Below are 23,124 nucleotides of genomic sequence, written 5' to 3'. Positions count from 1 at the left end.
TCTCCGCTAGCGTGCGCTCGTGGCAGAAGCTGCCGAGCTCGAGGTCGCCGGCCGCACGGTGCGGCTCACCAACCCGGACAGGGTGTATTTCTCGGCGCGCGGGGAGACGAAACTCGATCTCGCGCACTACTACCTGGCCGTCGGCGACGGCATCGTCAACGCCCTGCGCGACCGGCCGTGCATGATGCACCGCTTCCCCAGCGGCGTGGACGGCGACAAGGTGCACCAGAAGCGGCTGCCCAAGGGCGCCCCGGACTGGGTGCCGACCGTGCGGGTCCGCTTCCCCCGCTACAACCGCACCGCCGACGAGCTCTGCGTCTCCTCGCTCGCCGACGTCGTCTGGGCGGTGCAGATGTCGACGGTCGAGTTCCACCCCTGGAACTCCCGGGCCGCGGACGTGGAGTCGCCCGACGAGTGGCGTATCGACCTCGACCCGATGGAGGGCGTCGGCTTCGACACCGTCCGGCAGGTCGCCACGGTGGTCCACGAGGTGCTCGACGAGCTCGGCGCGGTCGGCTTCCCGAAGACCTCCGGCGGCAAGGGCCTGCACGTCTACGTGCGCATCCGCCCGGAGCACTCGTTCGGCGAGGTCCGGCGGGCCGCCTGGGCCTTCGCGCGCGAGGTGGAGCGGCGCGCCCCGCAGCTCGTGACCACCGCGTGGTGGCGCAAGGACCGCGCGCCCGGCACGGTCTTCGTCGACTACAACCAGAACACCCGCGACCACACGATCGCCAGCGCCTACTCGGTGCGCGGCACGCCGCTGGGCATCGTCTCGGCGCCGGTCACCTGGGACGAGATCCCGCAGGCGGAGCCGGGCGACTTCACGATCGCGACGATGCCCGCGCGCTACGCCGAGCTCGGCGACCTGCACGCGGGCATCGACGAGGCCGTGTTCGACCTCGCGCCGCTGCTGGAGTGGGCCGACCGGGACGAGGCGCCCGAGCCCGGGGCTCCGGAGGTCTGACCCGTCCCGACGACGGGTGCCGGCGCGCCCCCGGCGCGCGTCGGTCCCCGTCGTCGGGACGGCGGGTCAGGCGCCGGGCAGGGCGTCGAGCCCCGACAGGTCCGGGGTGAGGTCCGCGCCGGTGGGCAGGCCCTCGGTGAGGTCCGCGCCGGTCGGCAGGCCCTCGGTGAGCAGCTCCGAGAAGGCGGTCGGGTCGGTCGGGAGCTCGGGCAGCGTCGAGAGGTCGGCAGCCGACGGCAGCGCGTCGAGGCCCTGCGTGAGCCCCGGGAGGTCCAGGACGGACGACGGGATCCGGTCGAGGCCGGGGAGGTCGACGCCCGCGACGGTCCGCGCGACCGTGGCGGCGGCGTTCGCGGCGTCCAGACCGGCCTGCGCTCCGCTGAGCCCGGCCTGCGTGCCGGCCGTCGCGGCGGCGTCGGCGGCGGCGATCGCACCGTCCACCCCGGGCACGGACGGCGCCGCGGAAGCGATCCCGGCGGTGGACGCGAGACCTGCGCCGAGCACGGCGGCTCCGACGACGGCACGACGGACGATCGACATTCGGTACTCCCCCGGACTTGAGAACCCGATCACGGAGCGCGAGCGGGTGTGACGCAGCGTCTAACGGGACCTTCACGGCGCTGATACGGATCTCGACCCCACGTGGTCTGATCGTGGGAGGAACCCCCGTTGCCCCCACCGCACGACGACGGGCCCGGTCCCGCTCGCGAGGAGCGGGGCCGGGCCCGTCGGGTCGTGCTGGGTCGTGCTGGGTCGTGCCAGGTACTACGGCCGCATCAGAGGGCGTCGACGTCGATCAGGCTGCCGCCGCCGTCGCCACCGTCGCTGCCGCTGTCGCCGCTGTCGCCGCTGTCGCCGCTGTCGCTGTCGCCGCTGTCGCTCGCCACGTCGAGGTCGACCAGGTCGCCGTCGCCGGAGTCGGAGTCGTTCAGCGCGTCGACGTCGACCAGGTTGCTGTCGTCACCCGAGCCGTCCGAGTCGTCGTTCAGCGCGTCGACGTCGACCAGGTCGGTGTCGTCGCCCGAGCCGGAGTCGTCGTTCAGCGCGTCGACGTCCACCAGGTCGGTGTCGTCACCCGAGCCGTCCGAGTCGTCGTTCAGCGCGTCGACGTCCACCAGGTCGCTGTCCTCGCCCGACCCGGACGAGTCGTCGTTCAGCGCGTCCGCGTCGATCAGGTCGTTGTCGGACGTGCCGGACGAGGGGTTGTTCAGCAGGTCGGCGTCGAGGAGGTCGTTGTCGAGGACCGGGTCGAGCGGGTCACCGAGGTCGATGCCGCCGCCGGTGTCCCCACCGGTGTCGCCGCCGGTGTCCCCACCGGTGTCGCCGCCCGTGTCGCCGCCGGTGTCCCCACCGGTGTCGCCGCCCGTGTCGCCGCCCGTGTCGCCGCCGGTGTCGCCACCCGTGTCACCGCCGGTGCCCGGCAGCCCGCCCGGCAGGCCCGGGAGGTCCGGGAAGCCCCCGGGACCGAAGGGGAAGTCCGGACCGAAGGGCGAGCCCCCGGGGCCGAACGGGAAGTCCTCGTCGAACGGCGAGCCACCCGGACCGAACGGGAAGTCGTCCCCGAAGAGGTCACCCAGGTCGGGGATCGTCGGGGTGGGACCACCGGTGCCCGGCAGCTCGGGGAGCTCGGGGACCTCGGGGAGCTCCGGCGTCCCCGGAAAGGTCGGCAGCGTCGGGAACGTCGGGAGGGTCCCGATACCGCCACCGGAGTAGAAGTCCCGGAGCGCCTCGGCGTAGACCCGCGCCGCGTCGGCCTGCGCCTGCGCCTGCGTGCGGGCCTGCTCGATGGCCTCCTGCACCGACGCCGCGAAGTCGGCCGGCGAGAGCCCGCCCGACGGGATCGTGATGGTGCCGAGCGCGTCCGTGGCGGCGAGCGGGGCGGCCGTCCCGGTGGTGCCCGTGGTCGTGCTGGTCGAGGTGTTCGTGACGGTGGTGTCGCCGTTGGTGATCGACCCCAGCGCGATGTTGTTCCCGCTGGCGATCACGTTGCCGTTGGCGATGTTCGAGGTGTTCCTCGCGGTGATCGTGATGTCCCCCCCGGTGGTGTCACCGAGGCCGTTCCCCACCGTGGTGTTCGTCGCCGAGATACGGTTCGACGAGTCAGCGGAGGCAACTCCCACCGTGGTCCCCAGCCCCGTGACGACGATCGCGGCGGCAGCAACTGCGCGGCGTGCGGCGTTCAATGGATTCGACTCCTTGGATCGCGTGGCGTTGCGACTCCCCGCAGTCGCTTCGTGACGCAGAGCTAATCCCCGAACGGCCTAACGGCGCACCACGTCTCGAACCAGACGAACCGAGTGGGTGACGCAAACGGGCGACGTGGCGTACGACAATCGAGTTACATGACGATCCGGCAACAATCGGACAGCGACGGAATCGCGGTCGGAAAGGTCAGAATCGGGTGCCGTTCCAGGGCACCGAGGGCGCCGCGAGCATCCGCTGCAGCCGAGCCGCCGCTCCCGCCGACCGTTCCTCGAGCCGGTTCGCCCGGACGAGCACCCGCGGATCGACGCCGCCGAGCACCACCGAGCCCAGCGTCGGCGCCTCCAGCACGACGTCGGGCTCGAGCGTCGTGGCCGTGACCGCGGGCGCGAGCCGGTCGTGCGTGTCGAGCCGCCAGCGCCCGCGGGCGTGGCCGAGCGGGTCGACGACGTCGAGCACCAGCGCGTCCTCGGTCGGGTAGCGCCGGGCGCCGAGCAGCGCCGGGACGTCGAGCACGCGCAGCCAGAGCATCGGGCGGCTCTCCCCCGTGACGACCGCCCGCGGGTCGGTGAGCAACCACGGCAGCGGCTCGTCGACGGAGGCGTCCGTCCAGGTCACGGTGCCGATGAGGTCCTGCGAGCAGAGATGACGCCACAGCTCGGTGTACGCCGTCGGGGTCGCGGCCTGCAGATCGACCACGCCGAGCGTCCCCGAGCCCGACGCGAACCAGCTCTCCTCGACGCGCAGGACGACGTAGCCCGCCGGGCGCCCGTCGTCGTCCCGCCAGATCACCACCTGACGCACCCGGTCGGGCTCGAGCCCGTTCCACGGTCCGGCCCCGACCAGCACCTGGTCCCACTGCGACGGGAGCCGCTCCAGCGCCCCGGGGTGCCGGCGGCGGGCGCGGTCGTGCAGCGGCCTCGTCAGGGCGAGGGCCGCGTCGGGCCGCTCGACGATCTCGAGGGTGCCCCGGGGTCCGGGGTCACGGAAGCGGGCGCGGGCCGTGTCGACCGTGAGCCGGCGGGTGTAGGTGGCCAGACCGAAGCCCCACCGCTCGTAGAGCGCGCCCTGGGTCGAGGTGAGCACGGCGGCGGCCGCTCCGGCGCGGGCCGCCGCCCCGAGATCCTCGGTGAGCAGGCGGTCGGTCAGACCGCGCCGCCGGTGGGTGGAGCGGACGCCGATCCCGGTGACGGCGTCGGCGGGCACCTCCCCGCCGGGCACGGTGAGCCGCGCGTCCCAGGACCGCAGGGTGGCGACCGGCGTCGGGTCCGGGTCGGCGTACGCGCCGCGCAGCCGGTTGCCCTCGAACGCCGCGCCGACCCGGGCGAGCGCGTCCGGGTCCAGCCGCGGACCGAGGAACGCCGCGAGCTGCGCCCGCGTCCAGGCCACCGTGCCCGCGTCGGCGGAGCCCTCGGTGACCCGGGGGCCGAACGTGCGCACCTCCGGTGTCACCACCGCGTGATCATCCCCCGGTCGCGGCCAGCTGCCCGCACGCGGCGGCGATCTCGCGCCCCCGCGTGTCGCGGACCGTGCACGCCACCCCGCCGTTGCGCACCCGCCGCACGAACTCCGCCTGCACCGGCGCCGGGCTCGCGTCCCACTTCGAGCCCGGGGTGGGGTTGAGCGGGATGAGGTTGACGTGCACGAGCCGGCCGAGGTGCTGCGACGCGAGCTTGGCGAGCAGGTCCGCGCGCCACGGCTGGTCGTTGACGTCGCGGATCAGCGCGTACTCGATCGACACGCGGCGCCCGGTGACGTCGGCGTAGTGCCGCGCCGCCTCGAACACCTCCCGCACCGGCCAGCGGGTGTTGACCGGGACGAGCGTGTCGCGCAGCTCGTCGTCGGGCGTGTGCAGGCTGACCGCCAGCGTGACCTGGAGTCCCTCGTCGGCGAGACGGTGGATCGCCGGGACGAGCCCGACCGTCGAGACCGTCACCGACCGCTGACTGATCCCCAGACCCGCGGGCGGGGCGTCGCAGATGCGGTGGACGGCGTCGACCACCCGCCGGTAGTTCGCGAGGGGCTCCCCCATCCCCATGAACACCACGTTCGAGAGGCGCGCCGGGACGCCGTCCCCGAGGGCACCGTCGCGCGCCGCGGCCGCGGCGGACCGGACCTGCTCGACGATCTCCGCCGTCGACATGTTCCGCTGCAGACCGCCCTGGCCGGTGGCGCAGAACGGACACGCCATGCCGCAGCCGGCCTGACTGGAGATGCAGACCGTCGCGCGGTCCTGGTAGCCCATCAGCACGCTCTCGACGAGCGCCCCGTCGGCGGCCTTCCACAGCGTCTTGCGCGTGGCGCCGCCGTCGCAGTCGACCACGGAGGCGGGCTCGAAGAGGTGCGGGAAGAGGGCCGCGGCGGTCTCCCGCGCGGCCGCCGGCAGGTCCGTCATCGCCGCCGGGTCGGCCTCCAGGCGGGCGTAGTACTGCCGGGCGATCTGGTCGGCCCGGAACCCCGGCAGGCCCAGCTCGGTGACGGCGGCCTTGCGCTCGTCGGGCTCGAGGTCGGCGAAGTGCCGCGGCGGGCGGGTGCGCCGCGTCCCCGTGCCGGAGAGCGACAGGACCGGCAGCGCTCCGTCTCCCGCGTCCACGGTCGAGCTCCGCTGCGCTCCGTCTCCCGCGTCGATGGTCGAGCTCCGCTGCGCTCCGTCTCCCGCGTCGATGGTCGAGCTCCGCTGCGCTCCGTCTCCCGCACTCATCGGACCCGGTCCCGCAGCGACTCCAACAGACCGATCCGGTCGGCGGCCGAGAGCGGCACCAGCACCCCGCACAGCAGCCCGAGCAGACCCTGCGAGACGAAGCCCGAGGCCTCCTGCGTGCTGATGATCGCCGCGAGCACCCCGAGCGCCGCCAACGCGACCCCGAGCCACTGCGTCGGGCGCTGCCCGGTCGAGCGCGCCAGGGCCAGGAACGCCCCGCCGGTGATCACGGCGGCGACGCCCGGCGCCGCCTCCGACCACGAGACGAGGCCGAGCAGCACCGACACCAGGATGATCGCGCCGACCGCGATGCCGCCGAAGCGCAGCAGGTCGGCCGACCGCGCGCCGTCGAACGGGTGCGAGCCGCGCCGCCGGTTCTCGACGAGGATCACGACGACCCCGGCGATCCCGACGGCGAGCAGCAGCGTGCCGGCGCCGTCGGCGCCGAGCCCGAGCGTCCCCACCGTCAGCCAGGCGACCCCGACGAGGCACTCCACCAGCACCGGGTCGAGCCGCACGGAGCGGCCACCCGGGCCGCGGCCGCTCGACGACGGCGGCCGCCCGCGCGAGGAGCCGGGGGGCGGACCGTACGACCCGGGCGGCGGACCGGCCGGTCCGCGACGCCCCGGAGCCGGGAAGCCACCACCGCGGTACGGGTCACCGGGTCGCTGGCCGGGATGGGGGTACGACACGCCCTCCACGGTAGCTGCGTCCGGTGTGTCGCCGACGTGGGAGGGCCTGCCGGTGGCCGTCGTGTGGCGCCGCTGACGCGCGGGCCCGGGCTCAGCGACCCGGCAGCAGCCCGGACGGCCGGTGCCGCACGTGGATCCGGTACGCCACCGGCAGCGCGAGCCCCGTCGTCCCGCTCACGGCCCGGTCGGCGACGGCCGGCGTGAACTCGATCCGCAGCACCGCGGCCATCGTCGCGCGGTCGGGGAAGCGCCACAGCGTGTCCACGCGGCGCGTCGAGAAGCCCTGGGCCGTGAAGAAGCGCTCCGCCGCCAGCGGGTCGTAGCCGGGCGCGGACGCACGCATCCAGGCACCGTAGGAGTGCCGGCGGGCGTCGAGGTCGACGACGACGAGCGCCCCGCCGGGCCGCAGCACCCGGTCGGCCTCGGCGAGACCGGGCTCGCAGCCGGGCCCGAAGAAGTACGCGGTGCGGGCGTGGACCACGTCGACCGAGGCGTCCGGCAGCGGCAGCGCGGCCGCGCTCCCGCCCACCACCGACACCGACGGCAGCTCCGCGCACCGGGCGCGCGCCCGCGCCACCAGCGGCGGATGGGGCTCGACCCCCGTGACCGACCGCGCCGTCGTCGCGAACCGCGGCAGGTGGTAACCGTCGCCGCACCCGACGTCGAGCACGTCGCCGGAGAGGTCGACGCCCGCCTCGAGGGCCTCCCACAGCGCCCCGGTCGCGTCCTGGGCCGCGTTCTCGGCCTCGTAGACGTCGGGCCAGCGCCAGATGTTGGGGCTCTCGGCGACCCCTGGGAACGTCATCAGGTCGCGTAGGGCAGGAACACGAACAGCAGCAGCCAGGCCACCGGGGCGGAGGTGACCAGCGAGTCGAGACGTTCCATCAGACCGCCGTGGCCGGGGATCGTCTGGCCCATGTCCTTGATGCCCAGGTCCCGCTTGACCAGGGACTCCACGAGGTCGCCGATCACCGCGGTGACCACGAGGACCGGACCGAGGACCAGGCCGTACCACCACGCGGAGTCGAGCAGGAACGCGACGCACAGCGAGGCCCCGGTGGCGCCGAGGACCATCGAGCCCGCGAGGCCCTCCCACGACTTCTTCGGGCTGACCTTCGGCGCCATCGGGTGCTTGCCGAACAGCACGCCGGCCGCGTAGCCGCCGGTGTCCGAGCAGATGACGATGACGAGGAAGGTCAGCACCCGCGCGGTGCCGTCGGAGGGCACCACGAGCATGGCGCCGAACGCCATGCACATCGGGATCCAGACCAGGACGAGCATCGAGGCGCCGACGTCGCGCACGAAGCCCGCCGCGCCGAGCCGCATCCGCCAGATGAAGCACCCGAGCACCGTCACGACGAGGGCCCCGAGGATGCCCTCGGACCCGAAGGGCCACGAGAGCCAGATCATCGCCTGGCCGCCGAGGAGCACCGGGACGCGGGAGAGCCGGATGCCCGCGGCGCGGTTCAGCGCCCCGAAGACCTCCCAGATGCCGATCGCCGCGCACACCGCGACGATCGCGATCCAGGTCTGCCGGACCGTGAGCAGCGAGACCAGGATGACCGCGCCCATGGCGAGGCCGACCCCGATGGCGAGCGGGAGGTTGCGCCCGGCACGGGAGGAGGAGCCACCCGCCCTGGCGTCGCCCGTCGGGACCGCCACGTCCTCAGCCACCGCCCGCGTCCCTTCCGCTCCGCGCCCGCTCAGACCTCGAGCAGCTCGGCTTCCTTGGACTTGACCATGTCCTCGATCTTCGCGATGTAGGTCGCGGTGGTCGCCTCGAGCTCCTTCTCGGCCCGGGCCACCTCGTCCTCGCCGGCCTCGCCGTCCTTGACGATGCGCTGCAGCTCGGTCATCGCGGTACGCCGCACGCTGCGGATCGAGACGCGGGCGTCCTCGCCCTTGCTGCGCGCGACCTTGACCATCTCGCGGCGCCGTTCCTCGGAGAGCTCCGGGAAGATCACGCGGATGATCGTGCCGTCGTTGGACGGGTTCACGCCGAGGTCGGAGTCGCGGATCGCGCGCTCCATCACGCCCAGGGAGCTCTGGTCGTACGGCTTGACGACCGCCATCCGCGCCTCGGGCACGCTCACCGAGGCGAGCTGGGGCAGCGGCGTGTAGGCGCCGTAGTACTCGACCTGGATGCGGTTGAACATCGCCGGGCTCGCCCGCCCGGTGCGCACGCCCTGCAGATCGGCGCGGGCGGCGTCGACCGACTTCTCCATCTTCTCCTCGGCGTCGAGGAGGGTCTCGTCGATCACTGTGGGCTCCTCTCAGGACGCCGGGGTGTGGACCAGCGTGCCGATCCTCTCACCCCGGACCGCCCGGGCGATGTTCCCCTCGACCAGCAGGTTGAACACCATGATCGGCATCTGGTTGTCCATGCACAGGCTGAACGCGGTGGCGTCGGCGACCTTGAGGCCCTTCTCCAGGACCTCGCGGTGGGTGATCTCCGTGTACATGGTGGCCGTCGGGTCGACCTTGGGGTCGGCGGTGAAGACGCCGTCGACGCCCTTGGCCAGCAGCACCATCTCGCACTCGATCTCGAGGGCGCGCTGCGCGGCGGTGGTGTCGGTGGAGAAGTAGGGCATGCCCACCCCGGCGCCGAAGATGACGACGCGGCCCTTCTCGAGGTGGCGCATCGCGCGCCGCGGGATGTACGCCTCGGCGACCTGGCCCATCGTGATGGCGGTCTGCACGCGCGTGTCGATGTGGTGCTCGCGCTCGAGGAAGTCCTGCAGCGCGAGGCAGTTCATCACCGTGCCGAGCATGCCCATGTAGTCGCTGCGCTGGCGCTGCATCCCGGCCTGGGAGAGCTCCTCGCCGCGGAAGAAGTTGCCGCCGCCGATGACCACGGCGATCTGCACGCCGGAGGTGACGACCTCGGCGATCTGGCGGGCCACGGTGGACACGACGGTCGGGTCGACGCCGACGCCGCCCCCGCCGAACATCTCGCCGCCCAGCTTGAGCAGGACCCGGCGGGTCGGCCCCGCCGTCCAGCTGCCCGTGCGTTCGGCCTCGACGGTGCCCGTCACGGTCGATCTCCCCTCGTGCGCTGGCGGCCCCTGCGGAACTGCGAACGACGCCGGGCCGGTGGGTGTCACCGGCCCGGCGTCGGGAACTGCGTCAGGCCTGGCCGACCTCGAAGCGGGCGAAGGTGCGGACGTCGACGCCCGCGTCCTTCAGCACCGCGCCGACCGACTTCTTGTCGACCGACACCGAGTCCTGCTCGAGCAGGACCGTGTCCTTGTAGTAGCCGTTGAGCCGACCCTCGACGATCTTGTCGATGATCTTCTCGGGCTTGCCCTCCTCGCGCGCGGTGGCCTCGGCGACGCGGCGCTCGCCCTCGACGACGTCGGACGGCACCTCCTCGCGCGTGGTGTAGAGCGGGCGGGCCGCGGCGACCTGCATGGCCGCGCCGCGGGCGGCGTCCTCGTCGGAGCCGGAGTAGGCCACGAGCACGCCGATCGCGGGCGGGAGGTCCGACGAGCGGCGGTGCAGGTAGGTCGCGGTCGGGCCGTCGAGGGTGATGACCCGGCGCAGCTCGAGCTTCTCGCCGATGCGCGCGGAGAGGGCCTGGACGGCCTCGTCGACGGTGCCGTCGCCGAGCTTCGCGGCCTTCAGGGCCTCGACGTCGGTGGCCTTCTCGGCGATCGCGACGCCGAGGATGTCCTCGCCGAGCTGGATGAAGTCGGCGTTCTTCGCGACGAAGTCGGTCTCGGAGTTCAGCTCGATCATCGAGCCGTCGCGGGCGGCGACGATGCCGTTGGCGGTCGCGCGGCCGGCGCGCTTGCCGACGTCCTTGGCGCCCTTGATGCGCAGCGCCTCGATGGCCTTGTCGAAGTCGCCGTCGTTCTCCTCGAGCGCCTTCTTGCAGTCCATCATCCCGGAGCCGGTGGCCTCACGGAGCTTCTTCACGTCGGCGGCGGTGTAGTTCGCCATCGTGTTCCTGTCCTCGGTTCTGGTGGCTGGTTCCCGACGGCAGGTGCGCCTGCACCTGCCGTCGGGAGGGGTGTCAGCGGCTGGCCTGGCCGTTCTCGGGGGTCCCGGCGGCCGGCGCCGCGTCGATCGCGTTGTCGTCCGAGCCGGTGCCGTCGGAGTCGGCCACCCCGGCGGTGCGCTCGGGACGGTCCGGCCCGCCCGGGCTGCGGTTCTGCGAGCCCTGGGTGGACTGGTGGGCGTCGGTGTGCACCTCGGCCTCGGGGCTGGCCACCGGGGCGTCGCCGGGGGCGTCGACCGCGGAGTTCGTCGGCAGGCTCTCCGGGGCGGAGGCGCCGTCGCCGCCGACCGGCGCGAAGTCGCGCTCGGCCTGGGCGTCCGCGGCCGGCTCGTCCTCGGTGCCGCTCTGGCGCTGGCCGCGGGCGCGGAAGCCCTCGGCGCACGCCTCGGCGACGACCTTGGTGAGCAGGGCGGCCGAGCGGATCGCGTCGTCGTTGCCCGGGATCGGGTAGTCGACCTCATCCGGGTCGCAGTTCGTGTCGAGGATGGCGACGACCGGGATGTTGAGCTTCCGGGCCTCGCCGACCGCGATGTGCTCCTTCTTGGTGTCCACGATCCACACCGCGCTCGGGACGCGGGCCATGTCGCGGATACCGCCGAGGGTCTTCTCGAGCTTCTCGTGCTCACGGGTGAGCATGAGGATCTCCTTCTTGGTGCGACCCTCGAAGCCCCCGCTCTGCTCCATCGCCTCGAGCTCCTTGAGGCGGGTCAGACGCTTGTGCACCGTCTGGAAGTTCGTGAGCATGCCGCCCAGCCAGCGCTGGTTCACGTAGGGCATCCCCACGCGGTCGGCCTGCTCGGAGATGGCCTCCTGGGCCTGCTTCTTCGTGCCGACGAAGAGCACCGTGCCGCCGTGGGCGACGGTCTGCTTCACGAAGTCGTAGGCGCGGTCCACGTAGGACAGCGTCTGCTGCAGGTCGATGATGTAGATGCCGTTGCGCTCGGTGAAGATGAAGCGACGCATCTTGGGGTTCCAGCGCCGGGTCTGGTGTCCGAAGTGGACACCCGAGTCCAGCAGCTGTCGCATGGTGACGACGGCCATGGTGGTCGTACTACCTCTGTCTCTGCTGCGGTTGCCGCGCCGGACCGGGTGGCCCGGCGCCCTGGTGCCCCGGCCGCACGGTCCGAATCCCCCGGTGGGGGACCGCTCGGTGTGCGGGTGATGGCTCGCGCGAGGGCGGGCTCGTCGGGGCACGCGAAGTCGACCCACCGGTGGCGGGCCGCTGAGGTGCAGTCTACGCGGACGCGGGTTCCGGCCTGCGGGTGCACCCTCCGGGTGCGGGCAATGCGTCACTGCTGGCACTGGACGCCAGGGAATCCACATCGTCGATCCCGAGGGATCCGCGGCGGGCGCTCGTGCGTCGGAGCCCGTGTGAGGCTGATGATCGCGTTCCTGACGGCGGGTGTGGTGCTGCTGGCGGTCGCGGGCCCCGCCCGGGCGGAGCCGGACCTGCCCGCGATCCCGGTCGGGGCCTTCGGCTGGCCCGTCGCGGGCCTGTCGTCCGGGGCGCCGACCGGCGGCGGGGTGGCGCGGCGGTTCCTGCCGCCGCCGACCCCCTACGGCCGGGGCCACCGGGGCGTCGACCTCACGGGGACGCCGGGTGCGCCGGTGGTGGCCGCCGGCGCGGGCACGGTCGTGTTCGCCGCGATGCTGGCCGGGCGGGGAGTGGTGTCGGTCCGCCACGACGGCGGGTTGCGCACGACCTACGAGCCGGTCCGCGCCTCGGTGCCGGTGGGAACCGTGGTCGCGCGGGGCACGGTGCTCGGGACGCTCGAGCCCGACCACGCGGGATGCCCGGTCGCGTGCCTGCACTGGGGTCTGCGGTGGGCGCACCCTCCGGGCGCCGCCCGGGAGCAGTACCTCGACCCGTTGCTTCTCGTGGGGCTGGGCCGGACGCGGCTGTGGCCGACGGGGTGAGCCGCCGGACCTCCCGCGCCGAGGTGCACACCACGCAGGTCCCGGCGCCCCGGGACCTGCCTCGTGTCCCTCTCGCGGAGCGCCCCTCAGTCGGCGTGCGACTCCGCCAGGCGGGCCCGGAGCCGCAGGACGGCGCGGGTGTGCAGCTGGCACACCCGGGACTCGGTGACGCCCAGGACCTTCCCGATCTCCGCGAGCGTGAGGTTCTCGAAGTAGTACAGACCCACGATCGTCCGGTCCCGCTCGGCGAGCCCGCCGATGGCGTCCGCGAGCAGACGTCGGGTCTCCCGGGACTCCATGGCGGCGACGGGGTCCTCGGCGGCCGCGTCGGGCAGCGAGTCCGCGAGCGAGGGAGCCCCCGCACCGGTCCCGGCGCCCCCGCCCGACGACCGTCCGGCGGCGACGAGCTCGTCGAGCGCGGCCACGCTGGTCATCGCGATCTGCCCGTAGGTCGACCGCAGTTCGCCGGTCTCCATGCCGAGCTCGTCGGCGATCTCGGCGTCGCTGCAGGACCGCTGCTCGCGCGTCTCGCGGCGCTCGATGGCCCGCTCGATCTCCCGGGCCCGCGACCGCACCGAGCGCGGCACCCAGTCCTGCGAGCGCAGCTCGTCGAGGATCGCGCCGCGGATGCGCTGCATCGCGTAGACCTCGAACTTGCGGCCGCGGTCGGGCTCGAAGCGCTCGATGGCGTCGACCAGCCCGAAGATGCCGCACTGCACGAGGTCGGCGACGTCGACGTGGCTGGGCAGGCCCGTGCCGACCCGACCCGCGACGTACTTGACCAGCGGCGCGTAGTGCAGCACCAGGCGGTCGCGGACCACCCGGTCGTCCGGGGCCTCCGCGTAGTCGGCCCACATACGCGCGATGCCGGCCTCGACCAACGCCTCCTCGTCCGGCGCGGTGCCGTCGGGGCCCTGGCCGGGGTGGATCGTGGTCGGGCGCGGGCGCAGCGCCACGTCCCGCGCGGGGCGGGAGGTGGGGTACGCGGCGGGCGCGACGGCCCGCGCGGTGCTGCCGATCGTGGCGGCGGTCGACCGCATCGGCTCAGGCTCGGGGATGCGCGGCGTCATGAACGGCCCTCAGACGGTCGGCGGTCACGTGGGTGTAGAGCTGCGTCGTCGCCGGGGAGGCGTGTCCGAGCAACTCCTGGACGCTTCTCAGGTCCGCTCCCCCTTCGAGCAGGTGGGTCGCCGCGGAGTGGCGCAACCCGTGCGGTGCGATGTCGGGCGCTCCCGGCACCGAGCCCGCCGCGTCGTGGACGACGGCGCGCGCGATCCGCGGGTCGAGGCGCCCTCCCCGGGCGCCCAGCAGCAGGGCGGGCGGCGAGCCCGCGACGGCGAGGTGCGGGCGGCCGTCGACGCGCCAGGCGTCGAGCGCGGCCGCGGCCGGTGCCCCGTAGACGACCGTGCGCTCCTTCGCGCCCTTCCCGAGCACACGCAGCGTCCGGCGCGCGTCGTCGACGTCGTCGACGTCGAGGCCGCACAGCTCGGACACCCGGATCCCGGTGGCGTAGAGCAGCTCGAGCAGCAGGTGGTCGCGCAGCGCGATCGGGTCGCGCTCGGCCGCGCCGCGCGCCGCGTTGTCCAGCGCCGCGGCGGCCTGGTCCGCGCGCAGGACCGAGGGCAGCGTCCGGTGCGCCCGCGGCGAGGCCAGCCGGGCGCCCGCGTCGGTCGGGGCGTGGCCGGTGCGGGCGGCCCACGCGGTGAAGGCGCGGACCGAGGCGGCCCGCCGCGCCACGGTGGTGCGCCGCGCCGGCCGGCGTCCGGCGTCGGCCGTGCCCGTCCGCCGCGCGCCCGGCTCCTCCGCCCCGCCCTGCGCGAGCCACGACCGCAGCGCCGCGAGGTCGAGATCGACCAGCGTCACGCCGCCACCGGCCGATCCCGTGCGGCGGGCGGCCACGCGCCGCACGAGGTGGTGCAGCGCGGCGGAGACGTCGCCGGTGTAGGCGCGCACGGTGTGCTCCGAGAGCCCCCGCTCGTAGCGCAGGTGCGCGGTGAACTGCTCCAGGGCCCGGGCGAGCGCCGTCGGGAGCTCCGCGGTGTCGCGGGCACCGTCAGCACCCTCGGCCCCTGCCACGCCACCAGCGGCGTTCCCGTTTTTCGTCGCGCTGTGTGACGAGGTGTCCGAGCCGTCGAGCCCCACTTCACGGGGGTCCGCGACCGTCGCGGAACCCGCCGCGACGCTCTGCGGGTCCGCCTCGTCAACGGGGAATCTGCCGGTCATCGCCATGAGACTCCAAGTTTCACCCGGGAGCGTCAAGCACCGCCGCGCCCGCGTCGGTGACCGTGCGGGCCGAGCGGGCAACGGTCGCACTCGTCGCGCTGTGCAACCGTTCGTCGCACGTGCCACGCGTCAGACGGACCGGCTCCACCCCCGCTGTCCGTCGGGCACGACGAGCCCGGCGTCGAGCAGTTCCTCGAGCGCTCCGGGCACCGCACCCGGCACCACGCCGGACTCCCGGGCGAGTTCCGGGAGCGTCGTCGGCACGTGGCCGCGCAGGGCCCCGTGGACCCGGACCGCCTGCCCGGAGAGGCCGTCGGTGGGGGCGCGCGGTCGCTCCGGCTCGGGCACGGGGTCGCCGCCCAGCGGGGCCAGGTCCTCCAGCACGTCCGCGGCACTGCCGACCACGGTGGCGTACCCCTTGCGCAGGGTGGCGTGGTTGCCGACCGACTGCGCCGAGGTCACCGGACCCGGCACCACCAGCACGGGGCGGCCGAGCTCCTGCGCGGCGAGCGCGGTCCGGGCGGCCCCGCTGCGGCGCCCCGTCTCCACCAACAGCGTCCCGGTGGCGAGCGCCGCGATCAGGCGGTTCCGCACCAGGAACCGGTGCCGGGCGGGCACCGCGCCGACCGGGTACTCGCTCACGACGAGGCCCTGCTCCGCGATCGCCTCGAGCAGCCGGCCGTGCGAGGGCGGGTAGGCGCGGTCGATCCCGCAGGCGAGGACGGCGACCGTCGTGCCGTTCGCGGCGAGGCACCCGCGGTGGGCCTCGCCGTCGATCCCCAGGGCCGCACCGGAGACCACGGTGACCGCGGCGTCGGCGAAGGACGCCGACCAGTCCCGGGCGACCCACTGGCCGTACCCGGTCGCCGCGCGGGATCCCACGACCGCGACGCTGCGTTCCTCGGGCGTCACCAGGCCGGCCACCGACGCCGGCCCGCGGACCCACAACGCGAGCGGCGCCACCCACTCCGCGTGCCCGGGCCGGGCCGCGAACGCGGCCATCGCCGTCGTCGGCCACCCCTCGTCCTCGGGCACGAGCAGCCGACCGCCCAGCGCCCGGGCCGCGGCCAGGTCCGTCGCCGACCGGTCGTCGTGACGCCGCGCCCCGACCTCCGACCCGACGTGCGGTCCGAGGTCCGCCCCGCTCCGGATCCGCGCCGCGGCCTCCACCGGCCCGAGCAGCTCGACCAGGTGCGAGACGGCGGGCGCCGGGGGTTCCGCGACGCGCAGCAGGTAGGCCCGGGCGAGCAGGACGTCCTCGTCGACCGGCGAGCCGTGGTCGCCGGTCACGTCGTCGCTCCCCGCCGCCGGAGCTCGAGCGCCGCGTGCACGTCGTCGACGTCGGGCCGGTCACCCTCGCGCAGGTCGCACACGGTCCAGGCCACCCGGAGGCACCGGTCCAGGGCACGCGCCGTGAGCAGGCCCGCCCGCAGCAGCCCGTCCAGCTCCCCGGTCACCCCCGGGTCCATCGGGCGCAGTCGTCGCAGCGCCGGCCCGGGCACCTCCGCGTTGCTCCGCCAGCCGGTGCCCGCCCAGCGCTCCCGGGCCCGCTCGCGCGCCGCGAGCACCCGGGCCCGGACGGTCGCGGTGTCCTCCTCCTGCTCGTCGGCCCCGCGGTCGAGCGTGGTCACCGGCTGGAGCTCCACCTGCAGGTCGGTGCGGTCGAGCATCGGCCCGGACAGCCGGCTGCGGTACCGGCGCAGGGCGTCGGGGCGGCAGTCGCAGTCCGTCGGCCGCGGCGGGGCGCACGGGCACGGGTTGGCCGCCATCACCAGTTGGAACCGCGACGGGTAGCGCACCACCCCGTCCTTGCGCGCGAGCCGCACCTCCCCCTCCTCCAGCGGGGTGCGCAGGCAGTCGAGCAGGTGCGGACCGAACTCGTAGACCTCGTCGAGGAACAACACCCCACGGTGGGCGAGCGAGACCGCGCCGGGCCGGGCGAGGCCCGAGCCCCCGCCGACGAGCGCCGCCGCCGAGACGCCGTGGTGCGGCGCGACGAACGGCGGGGTGACGACGAGGTCCCCGTCGGGCGGCAACGAGCCTGCCAGCGACCGGACGGCCGCGACCTCCATCGCCTCGGTGACCGAGAGGTCGGGCAGGAGCCCGACGAGCCGCCGGGCGATCATCGTCTTGCCCGAGCCCGGCGGGCCGACGAACAGCAGGTGGTGGCCGCCGGCGGCCGCGACCTCCGCCGCCCGCCGCGCGGGCCCCTGTCCGACGACCTCGCCGAGGTCCTCGTGGGCGCGGGGCCGCGCGAGCGGGGGCCGGACGGGGGCCCGTGTCAGCGTCCCCTGCCCCTCCACCCAGGCCAGCACGTCGGCGAGGTGCCCCGCGCCGAACAGCTCGACGTCGCCCACGAGCGACGCCTCCTCGAGGCACTCCTCGGGCACCACGACGCGGCGCATCCCCGCACGACGGGCCGCCACCACGCAGGGCAGGACGCCGCGGACCTCCCGGATGCGGCCGTCGAGCGCGAGTTCCCCGAGCAGCACCACGCCCTCCAGCGCGGAGGGCCGCACCTGCCCGTCGGCGGCGAGCACCCCGCACGCCAGGGCCACGTCGTAGCTCGAGCCCTGCTTGGGCAGCGTCGCCGGGGAGAGCGCGAGCGTGATCTTCTTCCCCGGCCACCTCCACCCGGAGTTCACGACGGCGGCCCGCACCCGGTCCCGCGCCTCCGCCAGGGCGGCGTCGGGCAGCCCCACCAGCGACAGCCCCGGCAGGCCCCGACCCACGTCGGCCTCGATCTCCACCAGGTCGCCGTCGATGCCGTGCAGCCCGATCGACCACGCGCGTGCGAGCCCCATCAGAAGGCGCCCTCGTAGTGCTCCACCCGGGGCTCCCGGCCGTGGACGAGCAGCACCGACACCACGTCGAAGCGCACCTCGCACCAGCGCACCCGCGACTCGCCGAGCCACTGGTGCGCCAGGCGGCGGATCCGCGCCGCCTTCACCCGCGTCACCGCCTCGACCGGCCGGCCGAACCCGGTGCCCGAGCGGGTCTTCACCTCGCAGACGACTAGCCGGTCCCCGTCCGTGGCCACCACGTCCAGCTCGCCCTCGCGCCGCCGCCAGTTCCGCGCGAGCACCACGAGCCCCCGCGCGACGAGGTGCTCGACCGCGAGGTCCTCCCCCGCGCGCCCCAGTTCGTCCTTCGCCGCCACCACGCCCGTCCTCCCACCGCCGCCGGGTGATCACACGGACCACGGTGGCGACGGCGCCCGCACGACGCGAACAGCGAGCAGCGCTCTGGGGACGGCGGGCCGCCTGGGGACGGGCGGCTGGCCCGTCCGCCGTCAGGACGAGGCGGACGGCGCAGGATCAGCCGCCGAACGGACCGTCCTCGAGGCGCAGGTCGGGCTTGTCGAGCTCCTCGACGTTGACGTCCTTGAACGTCACCACGCGCACGTTCTTCACGAACCGCGCCGGGCGGTACATGTCCCACACCCAGGCGTCGGACATCCGCACCTCGAAGTAGACCTCGCCGTCGGCGTTGCGGACGGCGACGTCGACCGAGTTCGCCAGGTAGAAGCGGCGCTCGGTCTCCACGACGTAGGAGAACTGGCTCACGATGTCGCGGTACTCGCGGTAGAGCGACAGCTCCATGTCGGTCTCGTACTTCTCGAGATCCTCCGCGCTCATGGTCCCTCTCCCCCCTCCGCGTCCGGGTCGTCCGCGTACCCGTCGAACACCTCATTGTGGCCCACGGGACCCGCAGGTGAGTGTGCCGCCCGGCCCTCGGCGAGGCGAGCCGCCCCGGCGACGTTCACGAAGCTGTAGCGGTGGTCCGGGCTCGGGCCGTGGGCCGCCAGCGCGGCGGTGTGCGTCGGCGTGCAGTAGCCCTTGTGCACGTCGAAGCCGTACTCCGGACGCCGCTCGTGCAGCTCGGCCATCAGGGCGTCCCGCGTGGTCTTCGCGAGGATCGACGCCGCCGCCACGCACGCCGCCGCGAGGTCGCCCTTGGGCACGGCGAGGCTCGGCACGCCGAACCCGGTCACGGGGAACCCGTCGGTGAGCACGTAGCCCGGCCGGACCCCGAGCTGGGCGACCGCGCGGCGCATCCCGTCGATGTTGGCCGCGTGCACCCCGCGCCGGTCGACCTCCACCGGGTCGACGAGCACCACGCAGTAGTCGATCGCGCGGCGCCGGACCACGACGGCCAGGCGCTCCCGTTCCGCGGCGGAGAGCAGCTTGGAGTCGGTGAGCCCCTCGAAGCGCCGGGCGTCGTTCGGGCGCAGGATGCAGGCCGCGACGGCCAGCGGTCCCGCGCAGGCTCCGCGGCCGGCCTCGTCGACCCCGACCACGGGGCCGAGGCCGTGCCGCTCGAGCGCGGACTGCAGCGCCCAGGCCTCGCTGGAGCGCCGGACGATCGCGCGCGGAGGCTGCACCCCGGTGCGCGGGGGCAGGGGCTTGCGGGCACGGCGGGGCGGACGTCCCCCGGAGGGCTGACCCGCGCTCCGGGAGCGCCCGTCCCCGCGGCGGGGACGGGCGGTGGTCACGCGCGCGGAGGCCCTTCCGGACGACCGGTGGGGTCCGGCGGGGCGGCGCTCGTCGCCCCGACGACGGCGCGGCAGAGCCGCCGTCCACCCCACACCACGGGGACCGCGAGCAGCGCGCCGGCCAGCTCGGGCGTGCCCTCGGGCGGGCCGCCCGTCCCCGTCGTCGGGCCGAGGGCGGTCGTCGTGGTCTGCGGGTCGATCGCCGGGACCGTGCGCCAGCGGGTGATCGGCAGGACGACGACGCGGACCTTGCCGATGACGTCCTCGAGCGGCACCGGCCCGTGGAACCGGGCGTCCGCGGAGTTGTTGCGATTGTCGCCCATGACCCAGAGCTGGCCCTGCGGGACCTGCACCGGGTCGAACGCGGCCTGCCGGTCGCCGAGGCCCGACTGGTAGTAGAGGTACGGCTCGTCCAGCGGGCGCCCGTCGACGAGCACCCGGTTCTGCGCGTCGCAGCACTGGACGGTCTGGCCGCCGACGGCGATGACCCGCTTGACGAAGTCCTTCTCGTTCGGCGCCGCGAGCCCGACCAGCGAGAGCGCGTCCTGGAACCCGCGCACGATCGGGTTGCCCGACGGCTCGGAGTCGCCCACCTCGTCGTTGTCCAGCCACGCCGGCGGGCCCTTGAACACGACGACGTCACCGGGCGCGGGGTCGGTGAACCGGTAGCTCACCTTGTCCACCGCCACGCGGTCGTTCGCGCAGCCGGTGCAGCCGTGCAGGGTCTGCTCCATCGACGCGGACGGGATCACGTAGATCCGGGCGACGAAGGTCTGGATGACGAACGTCAGCACGATCGCGACGACGACGAGCAGCGGCAGCTCGCGCCAGAAGGAGCCCTTGCGCTTCTTCTTGCCGCCCGGGGTGGTCCCGGCGCCGTCCTTGCCCTCGTCCTCACCCGTGCCCGAACCGGCCCGGGTGCGTCGACCCGGCCCGGAGGACCCGGCGTCGTCGTCGGAGCGGCCCGGCCCGGAACCCGCGCGGCGGCGGCCCGACGGGCGCTCGTCCTCGACGGCGGCCCCGTCGGTGCGGGTCGCGGCCATGCCACGACGGTGCTTGCCGGTGTCCGGGCCGAGCCCGGTGGTCTGGGTGACGTCGGACCCGTCGTCGGCCGCCTCGGAGCGCGCGGACGACGCGGGCGACGACGAGGCCGCGGAGGACGGTTGCGACGAGGGCGGCGGGGTGCCACCCGCGAGCAGGGGGACGTCGGCGGGCGGCGGCGTGGACGCCGGGGTCTCCGCGGGGGGCTGCACCGCGGTGGGGGCGGGCCGCTGCTCACCGGTGGTCGGGAGCGGGCCGTACCCGTTCGACGGCGGACCGCCGGGGCGGCCCTGTGGGGGCCGGGGGCCGTAGCCGTACGGCGGGGAGGGCGGCGCCTGGCCGTAGGGCGGCGACGGGGGCGCCTGGCCGTACGGCGGCGAGGGCGGGGCCTGACCGAAGCGGGGCGGGGCCGGCGGGGACTGCGGGGCCGGACCCGACGAGCGCCAGCGGTCCCGGGGCGGCCCGGAGGGCAGGGCGGTCGGCGGCGGCCACTCGGCGACCGGACGCCGCGTGTCGAGCGGGTCGGGGTCGGAGGTGCCGTGCCGACCGGCGGAGGGGCCGAAGCGGGCTCCGCCGTCCGACGGCGGACCACCGGCGTCCCGGCCGTGCCGCGCGGAGGGCCACCGGTCCCCCGGCACGTCGCCGTAGGCGTCCGGTGCGGGGTCGGCCTCACCGGGGCCGCCCCACCGCGGGTCGACCCCGCCGTGGCGGGGCTCGCGGTAGCGGCGGCCGGGCTCGTCGGTCGGTGGCACGTCGTCAGGTTAGGAGACGGCGGGCCGCGTCAGGACGCGGAGGTCGTCTCGCGCTTCTCGCGGATCTTGGCGGCCTTGCCGCGCAGCTCACGGAGGTAGTAGAGCTTCGCGCGCCGGACGTCACCCCGGGTCACGACCTCGATGTGGTCGATGTTCGGGGTGTGCACCGGGAAGGTGCGCTCCACCCCGACGCCGAAGCTGACCTTACGGACGGTGAACGTCTCGCGCAGGCCGCCACCGTGGCGACGGATCACGACACCCTGGAAGACCTGTACACGGGAGCGTGAACCCTCGATGACCTTGACGTGCACCTTGACGGTGTCACCCGGGCGGAAGTCCGGGATGTCGGAGCGCAGCGAGCGCGCGTCGAGCTCGTCCAGGGCGTTCATGGTTTGTCGTCCTCGCCTGTCTCGGGTCGGCTCCGGGCCCGCGCGACGCCGTCGGTTCCAGACGGCGGGCGACCCGGACGACCGGATGGGTGTCGTCCCTGTCACGGGGGACCGCCCGGAAGGCGGCCCGCGGCCCGTGGCAACCACCCCAGTCTGCCAGACGGCTCAGCCGCGCCGGGCAGGCGGGGCGGTCAGGAGTCCGTGCCGCCCACCTCGTACCCGGCGGCCGCCAGCACCTCGCGGTCGCGGCGGTCGAGGGACGTCGGGTCGAGCCGGTCCAGCAGGTCCGGGCGCACCGCGGCGGTCCGCTCCAGGGAGCGGTCCCGGCGCCAGCGGGCGACGGCGCCGTGGTCGCCGGAGCGCAGCACCGGGGGCACGTCGAGATCGCGCCAGGTCTCCGGCCGCGTGTAGGCCGGGGCCTCGAGCAGCCCGTCGGAGAAGGAGTCCAGCTCGGCGGACGCCGGGTTGCCGAGCACGCCCGGGACCAGGCGCGACACCGCCTCGACCACGACCAGGGCCGCGACCTCGCCCCCGGCGAGCACGTAGTCGCCGAGCGAGAACTCCTCCACCGGGCCGTGCCGGGCGGCGTCCTGGGCCACCCGCCCGTCGATGCCCTCGTAGCGCCCGCACGCGATCGTCAGCCGGGAAGCACCCGCCCACCCCGCGACGCGCCGCTGGGTCAGCGGCGCCCCGGCCGGCGTGGGGACGAGCAGCACCCCGGGGTCGTCGGGCACGGCCGCGCGGACCGCGTCGAGGGCCGGCCCCCACACCGTCGGGGTCATGACCATCCCGGGGCCGCCGCCGTACGGGGAGTCGTCCACGGCCTGGTGCACGCCGGTGGCCCAGCCGCGCAGGTCGTGGACGTGCAGGTCGATCAGCCCGGCGCGTCGCGCGCGTCCCACGATCGCGTCGTCGAGCGGCGCGAGATAGTCCGGGAAGATCGTCACGACGTCGATGCGCACGGCCACCGATCCTGCCGGTCGGTCGGCCGGGAGGGGACGCGAGGTGTTCTGGACGACGGGTCTGGCCGGTCAGGTGGGCGTGCTGGTGCCCCTCGCGATCGCGCTCGTGCTCTCGACCGCGGTGGGGGTCGAGCGGGAACTGGCCGCGAAGAGCGCCGGCCTGCGCACCCACGCGCTCGTCGGGGTGGGTTCCGCGGCCTTCATGCTCGTCTCGAAGTACGGCTTCGACGACCTGCTGCGGATCGACGACGTCGCGCTCGACCCCTCCCGGGTCGCCGCGCAGATCGTCTCCGGCATCGGGTTCATCGGCGGCGGCCTGATCTTCGTGCGCCGCGACGCGGTCCGCGGCCTCACCACGGCGGCGACGGTGTGGGTGGTCGCGGCCGTCGGCATGGCCTGCGGCGCCGGCCTGCCCCTGCTCGGGGTCGCCGGGGTGGTCGCGCACTACCTGATCACCCGCGGGTTCCGGCCGCTCGCCCGGGCGCTGGCGCGCAACTCGAGCGCCCCGCGCCCGGTGCACGTCTCCTACGCCGACGGACGCGGGGTGCTGCGGCAGGTCCTCACGCTCGCGACCGAGCGCGGGTTCGCCGTCGCGGGCGTGACGGTGGACCGGGACGGCACCGAGGACGGCACGGCGGCCGTGACCCTCTCGCTGCTCGGCCGCATCCCGCTGCACCCGCTCACGAGCGAGTTGGCGGAGCTCCCCGGGGTCCGTGGGGTGCGTCTCGCCGACGACGACGAGGAGCCGCCGGACTGACCCGCCCCGGACGGCAGGAAAGCGTCGTT

24 protein-coding genes are annotated in these 23,124 nt (G+C 74.9%); 3 read left to right on the top strand and 21 right to left on the bottom strand.

The window, feature by feature from the left end; genetic code table 11:
• Positions 1 to 19 precede the first annotated feature (19 nt).
• On the top strand, positions 20 to 964 hold the full coding sequence (gene ligD / locus LN037_RS20560; RefSeq protein ID WP_230756142.1) for a non-homologous end-joining DNA ligase: 945 nt from the start codon (positions 20 to 22) through the stop codon (positions 962 to 964).
• 66 nt (positions 965 to 1,030) lie between these two features.
• Here ligD and LN037_RS20555 read toward each other — a convergent pair whose 3' ends face one another.
• The 11 genes from LN037_RS20555 to rpsB form a co-directional block, all read right to left on the bottom strand.
• Positions 1,031 to 1,504 carry a hypothetical protein gene (locus LN037_RS20555; protein ID WP_230756140.1) on the bottom strand — a complete coding sequence of 158 codons (474 nt, stop codon included), beginning with the start codon at positions 1,502 to 1,504 and terminating at the stop codon, positions 1,031 to 1,033.
• A gap of 236 nt (positions 1,505 to 1,740) precedes the next feature.
• Positions 1,741 to 3,147, bottom strand: coding sequence for a hypothetical protein (locus tag LN037_RS20550; RefSeq protein ID WP_230756138.1), 1,407 nt, complete (start codon positions 3,145 to 3,147; stop codon positions 1,741 to 1,743).
• A gap of 208 nt (positions 3,148 to 3,355) precedes the next feature.
• Positions 3,356 to 4,621: a GNAT family N-acetyltransferase gene (locus LN037_RS20545; RefSeq protein WP_230756137.1), complete on the bottom strand. Its 1,266-nt coding sequence runs from the start codon at positions 4,619 to 4,621 to the stop codon at positions 3,356 to 3,358.
• Between the two features lie 7 nt (positions 4,622 to 4,628).
• Complete coding sequence (gene rlmN / locus LN037_RS20540; protein WP_230756553.1) at positions 4,629 to 5,738, bottom strand: dual-specificity RNA methyltransferase RlmN; 1,110 nt, start codon at positions 5,736 to 5,738, stop codon at positions 4,629 to 4,631.
• 125 nt (positions 5,739 to 5,863) lie between these two features.
• Complete coding sequence (locus LN037_RS20535; protein WP_230756135.1) at positions 5,864 to 6,385, bottom strand: hypothetical protein; 522 nt, start codon at positions 6,383 to 6,385, stop codon at positions 5,864 to 5,866.
• A 265-nt stretch (positions 6,386 to 6,650) separates the two neighbouring features.
• Entirely contained in the window at positions 6,651 to 7,364 is a 714-nt protein-coding gene (locus LN037_RS20530; protein WP_230756133.1) for a class I SAM-dependent methyltransferase, read from the bottom strand.
• Positions 7,364 to 8,233, bottom strand: coding sequence for a phosphatidate cytidylyltransferase (locus LN037_RS20525; RefSeq protein ID WP_230756131.1), 870 nt, complete (start codon positions 8,231 to 8,233; stop codon positions 7,364 to 7,366). Before LN037_RS20525 ends, LN037_RS20530 begins: the two co-directional genes overlap by 1 nt.
• A 29-nt stretch (positions 8,234 to 8,262) precedes the next feature.
• Positions 8,263 to 8,820 (bottom strand): ribosome recycling factor, encoded by a 558-nt coding sequence (frr, locus tag LN037_RS20520; protein ID WP_230756129.1) that lies wholly within the window; start codon positions 8,818 to 8,820, stop codon positions 8,263 to 8,265.
• Between the two features lie 12 nt (positions 8,821 to 8,832).
• Positions 8,833 to 9,594 (bottom strand): UMP kinase, encoded by a 762-nt coding sequence (pyrH, locus tag LN037_RS20515; protein WP_308286170.1) that lies wholly within the window; start codon positions 9,592 to 9,594, stop codon positions 8,833 to 8,835.
• A gap of 91 nt (positions 9,595 to 9,685) precedes the next feature.
• Positions 9,686 to 10,501, bottom strand: coding sequence for a translation elongation factor Ts (gene tsf, locus LN037_RS20510; protein ID WP_230756127.1), 816 nt, complete (start codon positions 10,499 to 10,501; stop codon positions 9,686 to 9,688).
• 73 nt (positions 10,502 to 10,574) lie between these two features.
• A complete protein-coding gene (rpsB, locus tag LN037_RS20505) occupies positions 10,575 to 11,600 on the bottom strand; it encodes a 30S ribosomal protein S2 (RefSeq protein ID WP_230756125.1) in 1,026 nt (341 codons plus the stop codon).
• Between the two features lie 339 nt (positions 11,601 to 11,939).
• On the opposite strand from rpsB, the gene LN037_RS20500 reads away from it, so the two are divergent.
• Positions 11,940 to 12,476: a murein hydrolase activator EnvC family protein gene (locus LN037_RS20500; RefSeq protein WP_255694607.1), complete on the top strand. Its 537-nt coding sequence runs from the start codon at positions 11,940 to 11,942 to the stop codon at positions 12,474 to 12,476.
• Between the two features lie 86 nt (positions 12,477 to 12,562).
• On the opposite strand, the gene LN037_RS20495 is transcribed toward LN037_RS20500, so the two are convergent.
• The 10 genes from LN037_RS20495 to trmD form a co-directional block, all read right to left on the bottom strand.
• Positions 12,563 to 13,516, bottom strand: coding sequence for a FliA/WhiG family RNA polymerase sigma factor (locus tag LN037_RS20495; protein ID WP_230756121.1), 954 nt, complete (start codon positions 13,514 to 13,516; stop codon positions 12,563 to 12,565).
• A gap of 4 nt (positions 13,517 to 13,520) precedes the next feature.
• Positions 13,521 to 14,552 carry a tyrosine-type recombinase/integrase gene (locus LN037_RS20490; protein WP_230756119.1) on the bottom strand — a complete coding sequence of 344 codons (1,032 nt, stop codon included), beginning with the start codon at positions 14,550 to 14,552 and terminating at the stop codon, positions 13,521 to 13,523.
• Between the two features lie 276 nt (positions 14,553 to 14,828).
• Positions 14,829 to 15,989, bottom strand: coding sequence for a DNA-processing protein DprA (gene dprA, locus LN037_RS20485; protein WP_230756118.1), 1,161 nt, complete (start codon positions 15,987 to 15,989; stop codon positions 14,829 to 14,831).
• Positions 15,986 to 17,503: a YifB family Mg chelatase-like AAA ATPase gene (locus tag LN037_RS20480; RefSeq protein ID WP_230756115.1), complete on the bottom strand. Its 1,518-nt coding sequence runs from the start codon at positions 17,501 to 17,503 to the stop codon at positions 15,986 to 15,988. Before LN037_RS20480 ends, dprA begins: the two co-directional genes overlap by 4 nt.
• Positions 17,503 to 17,862, bottom strand: a complete 360-nt coding sequence (locus tag LN037_RS20475) for a YraN family protein (RefSeq protein WP_230756113.1) — start codon at positions 17,860 to 17,862, stop codon at positions 17,503 to 17,505. Before LN037_RS20475 ends, LN037_RS20480 begins: the two co-directional genes overlap by 1 nt.
• A 154-nt stretch (positions 17,863 to 18,016) precedes the next feature.
• Complete coding sequence (locus LN037_RS20470; protein ID WP_230756111.1) at positions 18,017 to 18,337, bottom strand: DUF2469 domain-containing protein; 321 nt, start codon at positions 18,335 to 18,337, stop codon at positions 18,017 to 18,019.
• Entirely contained in the window at positions 18,334 to 19,083 is a 750-nt protein-coding gene (locus LN037_RS20465) for a ribonuclease HII (RefSeq protein ID WP_230756547.1), read from the bottom strand. The genes LN037_RS20470 and LN037_RS20465 overlap by 4 nt, the downstream gene beginning before the upstream one ends.
• 107 nt (positions 19,084 to 19,190) lie before the next feature.
• Positions 19,191 to 20,987, bottom strand: a complete 1,797-nt coding sequence (gene lepB / locus LN037_RS33770; RefSeq protein WP_230756110.1) for a signal peptidase I — start codon at positions 20,985 to 20,987, stop codon at positions 19,191 to 19,193.
• Between the two features lie 29 nt (positions 20,988 to 21,016).
• The gene (gene rplS / locus LN037_RS20455) at positions 21,017 to 21,376 is read right to left on the bottom strand and encodes a 50S ribosomal protein L19 (RefSeq protein WP_018334825.1); all 360 of its coding nucleotides are present in this window, start codon (positions 21,374 to 21,376) and stop codon (positions 21,017 to 21,019) included.
• Between the two features lie 191 nt (positions 21,377 to 21,567).
• The gene (gene trmD, locus LN037_RS20450; protein WP_230756107.1) at positions 21,568 to 22,338 is read right to left on the bottom strand and encodes a tRNA (guanosine(37)-N1)-methyltransferase TrmD; all 771 of its coding nucleotides are present in this window, start codon (positions 22,336 to 22,338) and stop codon (positions 21,568 to 21,570) included.
• Between the two features lie 43 nt (positions 22,339 to 22,381).
• On the opposite strand from trmD, the gene LN037_RS20445 reads away from it, so the two are divergent.
• Positions 22,382 to 23,095 (top strand): MgtC/SapB family protein, encoded by a 714-nt coding sequence (locus tag LN037_RS20445; RefSeq protein WP_230756105.1) that lies wholly within the window; start codon positions 22,382 to 22,384, stop codon positions 23,093 to 23,095.
• Positions 23,096 to 23,124: the final 29 nt, after the last annotated feature.

The organism is Actinomycetospora soli (assembly GCF_021026295.1).
Classification (GTDB): Bacteria; Actinomycetota; Actinomycetes; order Mycobacteriales; family Pseudonocardiaceae; genus Actinomycetospora; species Actinomycetospora soli.
The sequence above is the reverse complement of the archived record's forward strand: the minus strand, read 5'-3'. Positions and strand labels throughout refer to the sequence as shown.

Coding starts and splice junctions, on each gene's coding strand:
- LN037_RS20495 (WP_230756121.1), bottom strand. CDS start 13,516: ATGCGGTCGACCGCCGCCACGATCGGCAGCACCGCGCGGGCCGTCGCG.
- tsf (WP_230756127.1), bottom strand. CDS start 10,501: ATGGCGAACTACACCGCCGCCGACGTGAAGAAGCTCCGTGAGGCCACC.
- LN037_RS20555 (WP_230756140.1), bottom strand. CDS start 1,504: ATGTCGATCGTCCGTCGTGCCGTCGTCGGAGCCGCCGTGCTCGGCGCA.
- LN037_RS20530 (WP_230756133.1), bottom strand. CDS start 7,364: ATGACGTTCCCAGGGGTCGCCGAGAGCCCCAACATCTGGCGCTGGCCC.
- rpsB (WP_230756125.1), bottom strand. CDS start 11,600: ATGGCCGTCGTCACCATGCGACAGCTGCTGGACTCGGGTGTCCACTTC.
- LN037_RS20480 (WP_230756115.1), bottom strand. CDS start 17,503: ATGGGGCTCGCACGCGCGTGGTCGATCGGGCTGCACGGCATCGACGGC.
- LN037_RS20470 (WP_230756111.1), bottom strand. CDS start 18,337: ATGAGCGCGGAGGATCTCGAGAAGTACGAGACCGACATGGAGCTGTCG.
- LN037_RS20500 (WP_255694607.1), top strand. CDS start 11,940: ATGATCGCGTTCCTGACGGCGGGTGTGGTGCTGCTGGCGGTCGCGGGC.
- rplS (WP_018334825.1), bottom strand. CDS start 21,376: ATGAACGCCCTGGACGAGCTCGACGCGCGCTCGCTGCGCTCCGACATC.